This is a genomic window from Chitinophaga oryzae, from assembly GCF_012516375.2.
Classification (GTDB): domain Bacteria; phylum Bacteroidota; class Bacteroidia; order Chitinophagales; family Chitinophagaceae; genus Chitinophaga; species Chitinophaga oryzae.
The window spans coordinates 4,425,924-4,438,758 of sequence record NZ_CP051204.2; the positions used below are offsets into that span (position 1 = coordinate 4,425,924).

A 12,835-nucleotide genomic window follows, 5' to 3' on the forward strand; every position below is an offset into this window, starting at 1 on the left:
AACAATAAATAATTTTAGAGGGCAGCCTTGCCGGGGTTCATAATATTCCCGGGATCCAGCATGGATTTGATTTGCCGCGTCAGCGACAAGCGGTTTTCATCAAATTGCAGCGGCAGGTATTGTTGCTGCAGCCATCCGATACCATGTTCGCCGGACACGACGCCGCCATGGGTGGTAACATATGCATAGATTTCGTCAGCAGCGGCGTCCAGGGCTGCCAGTTCCGCCTGTGTTGCTTTGTTGCCCACTAACAACATGGCATGAGGGTTGCCGTCCAGTGCATGGCCAAAACAGATCAGCGGTACCTGGTGGCGGTTGCATATAGCCGTTACCGTTTCTATGTATTGCTGCAGGCCGCTCAACGGTACGCAGGCGTCCACATCGCGATAGGTGGTACCGAAGCTGTTCATCGCTTCGCCGATGGCATAACGCAGTTTGCTCACCCGCTCTTTCTCCGCGGCAGTAGTGGCTACCAGCACATCCACGCAACGATGCTGCTGCAAAATGGCGGACACGGTATCCAGCCGGTGGTCCATGATGACCTGGTCCGGCTCCTGGAATTCGATCAGCAGGTGTGTATTGATACCATCCTGCACCAGTGGCTGGCGTTCTTTCAGGTAGGCGGCGGTGAGCTGCAGCGCGTTCTCACAAATCAGTTCTGTCGCCGTAGGCGACAACTCAGCAACTTTCAGGGCCATCACCATTCCAAGCGCATCTTCCAGGCAGCAAAATCCAGCCAGCAGCATTACTTCCGTCCGGGGCCGGGGTATCAGCCGGTACACTACTTTGGTGATCACGCCCAGTGTGCCTTCACTTCCCACAAACAACTGCGTGGGATTGACACCGGTGGCATTCTTCCTGACATTGGCGCCTGTCCATATGATACGGCCGTCAGGGAGCACTACTTCCAGGTTCATGACCTGCTGTGCAGTAGTGCCATACCTGCAGGACCTGATGCTGCCGGCGTTCGTGGCGACATTCCCTCCCACAAAGGAAAAGTTCATACTGCTGGGAGCTACCGGCAGGTAGAGGCCCTGTTGTTCTACCGCCTTACACAGATCAGCGGTAACGACACCCGCTTCCGCGATCACATAGCCGTCAACGTTATAAATGCCAAGAATACGGTTTAGCCGCTCGAGAGAGAGTACCACGCCTCCCTGTACGGGCAGGGCGGCGCCGGCCACCCCGCTGCCTCCTCCCCGGGGGACCACGGCGATGTTGTGACGGTTGCAGTACTGTAGTATTTTGCTGATCTCTTCGGGGCTACCCGGTTTAACGAGGAGGTCGAAAGGAAAATGGAGATGCAGCGTCTGGTCCGATCCATAAGGGTACAATACCTCCGGATCGGACGACACATAAGCGCTGCCGCAGATATCTTCCAGATAGCTGCGGAGCGCGCTGACAGGAGCGTTCATAAAAGCAGAAAAGAAATGATAAAAGGATACAGCTATCGCTACGGTAACTGCCAGTCAGCGTTACCACGATAAAGGAAAGCCGGTGGAAAGGGTTATTCCGGCTATAATGGAAAAGGTATTTATGCTATTTGTTGCTGAAAACTATTCCACGTCTGTGTGGCTACAAGACGGGCTATTTCAGCCGCTTTGTCCATCAGGAAAAAGTGACCGCCGTCAAAATAACGGACATCAACCGGCAAGGTGGTAATGTCCTGCCAGGGGACACCTTCTTTGTGTGCGCTGTGATCTTCTTTTCCCAGCAGCACGGTTACGGGTATGTCCAATGGGGGCGCCGGCGTGTAACTGTATGTTTCCAGCACTTTAAAATCGCTGCGAATAACGGGTTCAAAAAAATCCATGGCCTGGTCGTCATCCAGGACCTCGGCCGGAACGCCGCCCAGGTCGCGTAATACCGCCGCAAATTCTTTTCTCGGCAGTGATGAGCGGCGCAACGCACTGTCCTCAAAATAGCAGGGACCGGTACGGCCGGAAAGGAAAAGGTGTACGGGCAGCCTTCTGTTGTCCATGATACTTTTTCGTGTCAGCAGGTAAGCCAATACGCTGCCCATGCTATGTCCCATAAAGACGTGCGGGGCATCCAGGGCCGGTGATATCTTACGGTAAACATCTTCCACCAGGAGATGAATGTCTTCTACCAGCGGTTCGTTCATCCTGGCGCCTCTTCCGGGCAGTTCCAACAGGTTTACTTTCATACCCGGAGGAAACAATCCGGTAAAGGGCTGGTAGGCATACTTGCTGCCCCCGGCGTGATGCAACAGGAATAAGTTAACAGGTTCTTTAAACATGCACACAGTTTATCGGTCAGGCGTCTCTCATACACTCCAGCGGGTTGACCCTGGCGGCTTTGATGGTTTGCAGGCCAATGGTAAGCCATGCAGTGACGATGGCCACACAGGCTGCTCCCACAAAATACCACGGGCTCAGGGTGATCCTGTAAGCGAAATCATTCAGCCAGCTTCGGGTAAAGAAATAACTGGCAGGAATAGCTATCAGGATAGATATCAGGAGGATACGCATAAAATCGGCACTCAGCAGGTAAATGATATTTCCCTCTGTGGCCCCCATCACTTTCCGGATCGCTATCTCTTTAATCCTTCTTTCAGCGGTGAAGGCAGCAAGACCAAACAGGCCCAGGCAGGAAATAACGATCGCCAGGATGGCGAAATACTTCGACAGGTCGGACACCAGCCTTTCAGCGGCATACTGTTGCTGAAAGTCGTTGTCCAGGAATTTAAATTCAAAGGAATAACCGGGGTTGTACTGGCGGTAAAAATCCGTTACGCGCTGAATGGTAGCGGTTTCGTCGCCCCGTTTCAGCCGGGCCATCACGAGCATGGTTTCATCCGGCGACAGCCTGAATATGAACGGTTTTATTTCTTCGTGCAATGAATTGAAGTGGAAGTTTTTAGCAACACCCAGGACACGTGTCGCTTTTTTCTGGATGTAGATGGTCTTTCCCACCGGGTCCTGCAGCCCCATAATTTTCACCGCCGCCTGGTTCAGCACCACGCCCGAGGTATCGGTACCATAGTCTCTGGAGAAGGCGCGTCCTTCCGCCATCTGTATACCCAGCGTTTCAATCAGACCGTAGTTTACAGGCAGTTCAAAAAACCGGATGCGGTTATCGTCGTTTTTGCCGTCCCACTGCACATTAGAGCTGGGCATAAAGCTGGGCATGAGAATTTTTTGCTGGATGCTGGAAGCATTTTCAATTCCGTTAACACCTTTCAGTTCAGCCAGGAAAGCGTCTTTGCCCTCCATGGCCCTCCCTTCCATTTCAAAATAGATAACGTTGTCTTTGTTATAGCCAAGGTTTTTTGATTGTATGAACCGGATCTGGTTGTAGAAGATGATCACCGCCACGATGAACACCACGGAGATGGTGAACTGAAAAATCACCAGTCCTCTTCTGGCCCAAAGTTCTCCCAGGGAAGTACTGATCAGCTTGCCCTTGAGCGTGGCCACCGGATCAAATCCTGAGAGATAAAGCGCGGGATAGCTGCCGGAGACGATACCGGTGAAAAGGGTGATACCGATGATCATCAGCAACAGCTGTAAATCCAGTTGCAATGTCAGGTGTTTGCCGCTCATGATGTTGAATTGCGGCAGTATCAGCAGCACCATCAATATTGCCAGCAACATGGAGATAAAAGCGATGAGTATGGACTCGCCCATAAACTGGGAGATCAGCCTGTATCTGCTGGCGCCCAATGCCTTTCTCACCCCTATTTCCTTCATTCTGGTAGATGCCCTGGCGGTGGAGAGGTTCATAAAGTTAATGCAGGCGATCAACAGGATGAATATCGCTATCAGTGAAAACAGCCTTACATACTCTATCCGGCCTCCTACCTGTATACCGTTATCATATTTTCCATGCAGGTAGGCATCCGAATATTTCCGGATAAACATTTTTGAGTTAACGTCTTTATAGTTGCTTTCCAGGAAGCCGGCCATTTTGCTGTTAAACCGTTCCGGATCTGCACCTTCCTTCAACACCACGAACGTGGTGAACGGCCCTGTAGTCGTTACCTGTTCTTCTGTTGCCGGCATGATCTGCTTCCACGCGGAAAACGGCAACATAAAATCGAAACGGTAGGTGGAGTTATGCGGCATGTCTTCGTAAACGCCGGTAATAGTACAGGGTTTGGAAAACGCCTGCCATTTCCACTGCAACACTTTGCCAATAGCGTTTTCAGCGCTCTGGAAAAGCTTCTCGGCCAGATGCCTGGACACCACCACATTACCGGGATTGTTCAGCACCTCGTTTTTATCGCCCTGTATCAGCTTATAGGAAAATACGTTAAAATAATCGCTGCCTACGAAATTGCCTTTTGCACTGACTGTATTATCGTTGAACGTGATATTAAATTTCTGAAACCAGTCGGCCGGCGCCGTGGTAATGGACTTTTCCACTTCCGGCACCTGTTTGAGCAAACGGTCGCCCACGGTACCGCCGGTACCTTCTGTAGTGACAACCTTATCGCCATTTTTTTCATTGATCATCACCTGGTAAAGACGGCTGTCCAGCTGATGGAATTTATCGAAGTGAAGTTCGTCGAGTACCCATAAATAAATCAGCAACGCACCGGCCAACCCCGTGGAAAGTCCGATCAGATTAATGATAAACGTGGATCTGAAACGTTTGAAAGTTCGGAGGATCACTTGAAGGTTATACCTGAACATATCAAGGGCTTTATAGAAATTAACAAATAATAGTATTACAAAATAGTGTTTTTCCGTAAAAAATCACCCAAAAAATTCGAGCGCTTTTCTGATACAGGCTGCCATGCAATCAATATTTCCTTTGTATTGCAGGAGCTGCATATGTTCGCCATCTTCCAGCATAATATATTGCAGTTCTCCTTTGATATAATTTCTCCATTGATGAAATCCGGACAGATCATTTTGCTGAGGAGGACTTACAAATACAAAAGCGCTGGCTGAACAGGTGATGTCCGGCTGTTTGAAGCCGGGCCACAGGCAATGGAAATTAAACGCCATGTCCAGGAACCTGCCCACAGCAGCCTGATCAGCGGTTATCGCCACGGTTTCTGCCAGGCGGCTGAAACGGTCCACATCCGGGAAGATAGTGGAGACAAATTGTTCCCTGTCGGTGAGCGTCTCATGGTACACATCCTTGGGAACGGCATCCAGCAAAAACAGCACCGGCCTGTATCCCCTGGCCTCCAGTAATGACGCCAGTATCGTGGCTATAGGGCCGCCGCTGGAATATCCGGCCAGGAAAACCGGCTCGCCGGGCCCGGCTTCCGTGAGTATAAGTCCGAGCCACTCCCCGATGAGTTCATCTATCGACGTATATGGCAGGCCGTTATCAAAAACTCCCCGGAGATTCAGGAAAAAGCCGTTCACATCCTGCTGCAGGGCCTGCAGCAGGTCCGTATACCAGTACGAGATTCCGGAAGCCGGCGGCACGAAGAACATGTTTTTCCTCGCCCGGTTTTTGGGCCCGTTGGCCAGATGCATGCCCGACGGGCCTCCCGGGGAATCCTGTCCTGTAAACCTGGTCCGGCGTAACTGCGCGATGGTTGGATATGTCAGGATGTCCCGCAGGCTAACGTCCACGCCTATGGTCCTTTTAATGGCCGCGCTTAAACGGAGCACGTTTAAACTGTTTCCTCCCAGTTCAAAGAAGTTATCATGTATGCCAATTCCTTTCCTTTCAAGTACCGTTTCCCATATTGTGACCAGTTGCGCTTCCGTTTCATCTGCCGGCGCAACGTACCGGTGTCCTGCCAGGCCCGTCATGCGGGGGTCCGGAAGGGAGGCGGTGTCCAGTTTACCATGCAGCGTAACAGGCAGCGCGTCCAGCCTGGTGATATAACGGGGAAGCATATACACCGGCAGCTGGCATTGCAGGGCAGCCATCAGCATATCCGGCTGCAGGCTTTCTGGCGCCACGTAGTAGGCCGACAGGAATTGTTCTGTTCCGGCAACTGTTTTCCCCGGGATCACGGCTGCGGCGGTAATGCCCGGTTGCCGGAGTATCACCTGTTCAATATCTTCCGTTTCAATCCGGTAGCCGTTTATCTTGACCTGGTTGTCTTTTCTTCCGGCGAACACCAGATCGCCATCGGGCAACCATTTGGCGATGTCCCCCGAACGATACACCCGTTCCCCCGGCCTGAAAATATCAGGAACGAATTTCGCCTTCGTTTGGTCCGGGTCGTGCAGATATCCCATGCCTACGCCGGCGCCACCGATATACATTTCTCCGTATACCCCCGGTGGACAGGGCATGCCTGCAGCATCCAGGATATAGATGACGGTATTGGCCGCCGGTTTGCCGATAGGCAGAATGCTTCTGCCGGTACCGGCCAGGCAGGCTACACAACCTACCGTTGTCTCCGTAGGCCCGTATTCGTTATACACGCTGATGTCGGGATGAATAGTTTTCAATATCGCCACCTGGGCGGCCGTCAGCTGTTCACCGCCACAAATGACCGTTCTGATCGCCGTGTCTCTGAGGTCGAGCCCCTGTAAAAGAGATACATGCGATGGCGTTAATTTCAGGGTATCGATCCCCGGATGGCGGAAACAGTCCTCCAGCAACTGCCTGATATCTTTTCCCCGGTCACCGATGTACAGTGTCTTTCCTCTCGTCAGCGCCGTATAGATAGCGGTAACCGTTAAATCAAACGCCAGCGGCGTAATAAGCGCCCAGTTGCCGGTATCTGCCCCATCAAAATAAAATCCGTTGGCCCACTGTATGTAATTGGCGAGGTTGCTGTGGGAGATCATACACCCCTTGGGCTGACCGGTAGAGCCGGACGTAAATATCACGTAAGCCATATCTTCCGGCTGTGCTACCGCCGCCGGGAGCGCTGTTTCCTCCCTATCGCCGGCTACCGCGGATACTACCACCAACGGATACCCGGAGAGCGCTTCACGATATGCTTCATCTGTCAGCACCACCGCTGCATTGGAATGACTCAGCATATACCGGCGCCGCTGTTCGGGATAATCCGGATCTATCGGCACATAGGCCACTCCCATCCGAAGCAATGCCAGTAAGGTGATGATCATATATTCCGAGCGGTCCATGATCAACGCGGCAATGTCTCCGCGTTTCAGATGGTGATCTTCCTGCAGGCGGACAGCCAGCGCCACCACCCGTTGATGCAGGGCTGCATAGGTCAGCGTGCTGTCGCCGTACACCACCGCAGGGTCCTGCGGGCGGGCGGCCACCTGCGCTTCAATCAAAGCTGTTATAGTAGTAGCGGGAAAGTCCTGTTCTGTTGCATTAAAGCCTTCGATCAATTGCTGTATTTCCGAAGGTCTGAGGTAGTTGACCTTACAGAGCGGTTGCTGCGGCGCAGCGGTCACCGCCTTCAGCAACTGAACAAAATGATCATAGAACCGGCAGATGGTTTCTTCGGAGAACAGGTCTGTACTGTAATTCAGCAGCAGGTGCAGCTCATCGTTTTTTTCATTGAAATTAAACAACAGATCAAACTGGCTGGTAGTCTGTCCACCGGCAGCGGCGAAGGGGACCATCGCCAACCCTTTCATTCCACGGTAAGCCGCACTGAGATTAGTGCTCCGCTGGTTTTGCAACACCATGCACACATCAAAAAGCGGGGAACGGCCAGGGTCTTTTCCCAGCTGCAGTTTTTCAACCAGCTGGTCAAACGGGAAGGTACCGTGGCTGTAACCGCCCAGCAATACGTTTTTCACCCTGGCCAGCAAGGCCTGAAAAGAATCGTCTCCGCTAAACTGTGTCCGGAGCGCAAGTGTGTTCAGGTATAGCCCCACCTGGTTTTCCAGCTGATGATGTTCCCTTCCGGCGATAGGCGTTCCCACTACCAGGTCTTCCTGTCCGGTATACCGGTAAAACAGCGCGTTCAAACCGGCGAGCAGTCCCATAAAGAGCGTGGCGTCCTCCCTGTTGCAAAAACTCCTGAGCACATTGACCACTTCTGACGGTAGTTTCCGCTCGATACTGTTGCCCTTATACGTTTTTAACGCCGGCCTGGGATAGTCCGACGGCAACGACAGCACCGGTATTTCGCCGGTGAACTGCTGCAGCCAGTATGCTTCATTTTCAGCCGGCTGTTGTTTGTTTTTCCAGGCGGCATAATCCCTGTATTGGATTTCCAGCGGCGGCCACGCAGGCGCTTGTCCGGCCGCGAAACAATTATAGGCTTCTCCCAGTTCTCCTGCCAGTATTTCCATGGACCAGCCATCGCAGATAATGTGATGCATCAGGCAGAAGATCGCATGGAGATGCTCTTTCACCTTCACCACTCTTATCCTGATCAGCAATTCTGCCGTCAGGTCAAAAAGAGTGGCCTGGTCTGTTTCATAAAGGCGGCGGAGCACTGCGTCCGGGTCGGGATGATGACTGATATCCATGTAAGCTATCGGACAGGTCGCTTCCTCTGCCGGCAGAATATATTGCCTTACATCGCCGGCATCATCCTGGCCGAACACCGTGCGGAGGCTTTCATGCCGTTGTATTTCCCAGTGAAGGGCCTGCTGCAGCGCCGCGAGGTCCAGATGCCCTTCCAGGAAAAGCGCATCCGACATGTTGTATGCCGTAGCACTTTCGGCCAACTGGCACAGCGCCCAGAAACGGCGCTGGGAGTAACTTGCAGGGTAGCTCTCCTGCTCCGGCATGCGGGGAATACTAACGTCTTCGTCTGAATGAAAATTATTTTCCAGCAGCCGTGCCAGGCTTCGCACGGTGTTGTGACTAAACAGTTCCTTCAATGCAATTTGCCGGCCCATCTCCTTGCGGATGCGGCTTTTTAACTGCATGGCCTTCAGGCTGTGTCCTCCGAGCTCGAAGAAATTATCTTCCATGCTGATGCGCTCCCTGCCTAAAATATCTTCCCACATTGCCGCCAGCAGCCGCTCCGTCTCATTGGCAGGCGCGATATATCCTGCCGTTTCCTGTATGACTGGCGACAGGGGGTCCGGCAACCGGCTGACATCTGTTTTCCCGTTGCGTGTCAGCGGAAATTCGGCTATCTGCACAAAGAAGGAAGGCACCATATAGAGCGGCAACAACTTTTCCAGTGCGCTTCTCAGCTCCTTGACATTTGTTTCCGCGTCGCCGGTGAAATAGGCTACGAGATACTTGCCGCCATCGCGGTCCTGACGGGCAACCACCTTCACTTTGTCTATCTGCTCCTGTTTCAGCAGACAGGCTTCTATCTCTCCTGTTTCAATGCGGTAACCACGGATCTTCACCTGATGGTCCATCCTGCCCAGGTATTCTATTTCACCGTCGGGCAACAGCTTCACCTTGTCGCCTGACCGGTATAAACGTCCGTTGCCGGCAAACGTATCCGGCAAAAAACGTTGCGCTGTCAGCGCTTCCCTGTTGAGGTATCCCCTGGCCACGCCTGCACCGCCTACGTACAATTCGCCCGGGACGCCCACCGGCAGTAACTCGCCGTTGGCATCCAGCACGTAGCAGCTCAGCGTGGGGATGGGTTTCCCGATATTGCTGATGCCCAGCCTGATGGCGGCGGATGTAATTTCCTTGTATGTAACGTGTACGGTTGTTTCAGTGATGCCGTACATATTGATCAGCCTTACCGCCGGCCAGGCGGCGTGAAAGTTCTCCAGTTTTCCCGGGTTCAACGCCTCACCGCCAAAAATGACATACCGCAATGGCAGTGAAAGGCCGGCAGTATGCAATATCTCGGCTGACAGGTTGTAGAAAGCCGATGGCGTTTGATTGAGCACTGTCACCTGCTGCTCCGACAGCAGCTGCAGATAAGCGGCAGCATCCTGCGCCACTGCTTTCGGCACCAATATCAGTTTGCCGCCAAAGAACAGCGCACCATACATTTCCCATACAGAGAAATCGAAACTATAGGAATGGAACATCGTCCAGACATCAGTTTCGTTAAAATCAAACAGCGCCGGGTCGGTCATGAACAGCCGTACCACGTTATCATGTTGCACCTGTACGCCTTTCGGCTGGCCGGTAGTACCTGACGTATAAATCAGGTAGGCCAGGTTGCCGGGTGACAGCGGCAATGCCGGCCTTGTAGATGGCTGTTCCGCCAGTACGGTATTGCTGTACTGCCATTTATTTCTTTTAATGCCTGGCGCAGACGGCGAAGTTTTATCTACTGTCAGCAACGCATCATAGCGGTACCTGGTGAGTTCATTTTCGACGGTGCAGATTTTATCGGTGATCGCTACGGCTTTCAGCGGATTCGCTTCTGTAACCAGGTCTTCCAGGAAACCTCTTGCAATGAACAGGTCAGCCGAAAAATCTGTTTTCGTTTGACTACCGGTGTTTTTATTTGCCGCCTTGAACGCCAGCAGATCGGCCACCAGGTTCTCTTTCCGGTCCGCATCCATCACGTCGCCAATGAATATCCAGCCGGTATCCTTCATCAGGGAGGCCGCCTGGCTAAGCACATTTCTCAGGTAGTTGTGGCCATGGAAGTGTTGAATAACACTATTGATGATCACCAGGTCGAAGCCGCGTTCGCTGATATTCCCGATATCATGCGCTACCACTGCCTGCAGCTGTACGTTGGTCATCTCCCTTTCAACCACCATCTGCTGTGCATTGCCGATAATCACGGGTGACAGGTCTGTTCCGTAATAAAAGCCTACTTCAGGCGCCACCTTGCACAGTGTCAACCCGGAGGAACATCCTATTTCCAGCACCCGCATGTCTTTATGCAGCAGCGGTTTAAGTTTAAGGTATGCGTTCATGGAATATTCCTCCATCTCCAGAGCGGAAATAGGACCACCGGTAAAACTATTACCCCATCCGCCGCCGGTGATCTGGTCAACAGCGCTGTCCCCTACGTGGTCCCACAGCTCGCGGGCCATCATCACATTTTCCTGCTGTTCTTTCTCCTGGTATAAATCGTTGCTGTCGAGGCAGCAATAAGCTTCCAGGCGGCTACAGGCCCACTGTAAACGATTGGCTGTTTCGAGAAATGATTTTTCCGTTATCAGTACCCGCACGCCGGCGTCGCGCAACATAAATTTCAGGCGATCTTCCGGCAGGTCCGCTTCCATCGGAATATACATGCCGCCGGCTTTCAGTATGCCCAATAAGGCCGCAATGCAATCCGGCGTTCTGTTGAGGATGACCGCCACGCCTTCCTCCCGTTGCAGGGCTGTGGTCCGTATCAGAAAGTGAGCAATCCTGTTGGCATATTCGTCCAGTTGCCGGTAGGTCAGCGACTGTTCACCGAGCGCTACTGCCACGGCGTGGGGAGTGCGGTCTGCCTGTGCTTCAAAAAGACTCACCATCGTTTCTTCCGTCGGGTAGGTGGCTGCGTTCACATTGCCTGTCAGCATTTTCAGTTCAGCAGCATCGAGGTAAGACAGGCGGCACAGCAGAGCATCAGGTGCGTTCACCACCGCCTGCATCATGCCCGTGAGATTATCGGCCATCCGCTCAATGCGGTCGCCGTCGTAAATATCCGTGTTGTACTCTATCAGAAAAAGCAGCCGGTCATCCGCTTCGCGGCAGTCGATGCGCAGGTCAAAAAGGCTTACCACACGCGCGGAGCTACTGTAAGGGCTTATTGACAGGTCACCCGAAGCCGCCGGCCGTTCCTGCCGGCTGGCATCGTTCATATTCTGTAATGCCAGTACCACGTCAAAAAGCGGATGTCTTCCGGGTTCCATTTTAGTATACACCTCGCTGACCAGCGCGTCAAAAGGATATACCTGGTGTTCATAGGCTCCCAGCGTGATTTGTTTTACTTTTCTGAGCAGGATACGGTAAGTATCTTCTCCGGACAGGCGGGTACGTAATGCCAGCATGTTGACATAAAAACCGATCTGTTCTTCCAGATCGATGTGATCACGGCCAGCCACCGGGCTGCCGATAATGATATCCTCCTGGCCTGTGTAACGGTATAGGAGGGCTTTCAGTAAGGCGGTGAGTCCCATGAACAAGGTAGCCCCCTCCTGCTGTAACAATTTTTTAAAGACCTGGAACAGCGGCGCATTTATCTCCCGGCTGACCACCGCGCCGTTATAGGTTTTCACCACCGGCCGCTGCCTGTCCGATGCCAAATCCAGCAGCGGCAAGGGACCATCAAATTGCTGCAGCCAGTACCGGCGGTGGGCAGCCAGTTTTTCGCCGCTGAGCTCAGACTCCTGCCAGACGGCGAAGTCCTTGTATTGTATCCGCAGCGGAGCGGGCGCCGGGTCTTCCCCGTTGGTAAACGCATGATAGGATGCCATCAGCTCTCCCATCATCACACCGGTGGACCAGCCATCGCTGATAATGTGGTGCATTACGCACACCAGCACATAACGGCGAGTGTCTATCTGCAGCAGATCGGCGGTGAGCAGCGGCCCTTCGGTAAGGGTAAAAAGCCGCCGGGTAATCTCTTCCACCTTTTGCCGGGCAGCTGTTTCCGGCTGTACCCTGTCCCGCAAGTCCCATCTGCCCAGACGAAAACGTTGAGCCCCATCGGCGTATATGCGCTGGCGTAACTCCCCGTTCCCGTTTTCGTGGAAGGCAGTCCGTAATATTTCGTGCCGGCTGATCAGTTGCCTGAAAGCGGCTTCGAGTGACGCAACGTCCAGCGTTCCATTAAAATTGCAGATCAGCGGCACGTTGTATGCAACGCTGGCGTCATCTGCCTGGCTTACGATCCACAAACGCTTCTGGGCAGCAGAGGCCGGATAGTCGGGTTGCAGCGCTACCGGCATGATGCCGGAGAAGCCGTTTTTGTGCTGCGCGGAGAGATAGTCCACCAGGTCTTTTTTCTTCGCCCGTATCTCCTGAATCAGCGCAGTGTCAATATGTTCCGACAGGTACTTTACGGAGATATCACCATTGTCCAGGCTCAGGTGTATGTTCTCCTTTTTCAGTTTTACCAGGAATTCTTTCATAGCGG

General features: G+C 52.9%; 4 protein-coding genes and 2 pseudogenes. All 6 read right to left on the reverse strand.

The window, feature by feature from the left end; all coding sequences use genetic code 11:
- Window positions 1-14: 14 nt before the first annotated feature.
- Window positions 15-1,415 carry an FAD-binding oxidoreductase gene (locus HF324_RS18335; RefSeq protein WP_168860464.1) on the reverse strand — a complete coding sequence of 467 codons (1,401 nt, stop codon included), beginning with the start codon at window positions 1,413-1,415 and terminating at the stop codon, window positions 15-17.
- A gap of 119 nt (window positions 1,416-1,534) precedes the next feature.
- A complete protein-coding gene (locus tag HF324_RS18340) occupies window positions 1,535-2,260 on the reverse strand; it encodes a thioesterase II family protein (protein WP_168860465.1) in 726 nt (241 codons plus the stop codon).
- Between the two features lie 16 nt (window positions 2,261-2,276).
- Window positions 2,277-4,658, reverse strand: a complete 2,382-nt coding sequence (locus tag HF324_RS18345) for an ABC transporter permease (protein WP_168860466.1) — start codon at window positions 4,656-4,658, stop codon at window positions 2,277-2,279.
- A 63-nt stretch (window positions 4,659-4,721) separates the two neighbouring features.
- Window positions 4,722-8,990 (reverse strand): non-ribosomal peptide synthetase, encoded by a 4,269-nt coding sequence (locus HF324_RS33950; protein WP_445080196.1) that lies wholly within the window; start codon window positions 8,988-8,990, stop codon window positions 4,722-4,724.
- Window positions 8,976-10,352 (reverse strand): annotated as a pseudogene (locus tag HF324_RS33955) (amino acid adenylation domain-containing protein); the annotation flags it as partial. The gene HF324_RS33950 and the pseudogene HF324_RS33955, both read right to left, overlap by 15 nt.
- Window positions 10,353-10,361: 9 nt before the next feature.
- A pseudogene (locus HF324_RS33960) lies at window positions 10,362-12,830 on the reverse strand (condensation domain-containing protein); the annotation flags it as partial.
- Window positions 12,831-12,835 lie beyond the last annotated feature (5 nt).

Excerpts from the sequence above, each read along its gene's own strand:
- HF324_RS18335 (WP_168860464.1), bottom strand. The coding sequence starts at position 1,415 with ATGAACGCTCCTGTCAGCGCGCTCCGCAGCTATCTGGAAGATATCTGC.
- HF324_RS18340 (WP_168860465.1), bottom strand. The coding sequence starts at position 2,260 with ATGTTTAAAGAACCTGTTAACTTATTCCTGTTGCATCACGCCGGGGGC.
- HF324_RS18345 (WP_168860466.1), bottom strand. The coding sequence starts at position 4,658 with ATGTTCAGGTATAACCTTCAAGTGATCCTCCGAACTTTCAAACGTTTC.
- HF324_RS33950 (WP_445080196.1), bottom strand. The coding sequence starts at position 8,990 with ATGGTGCCTTCCTTCTTTGTGCAGATAGCCGAATTTCCGCTGACACGC.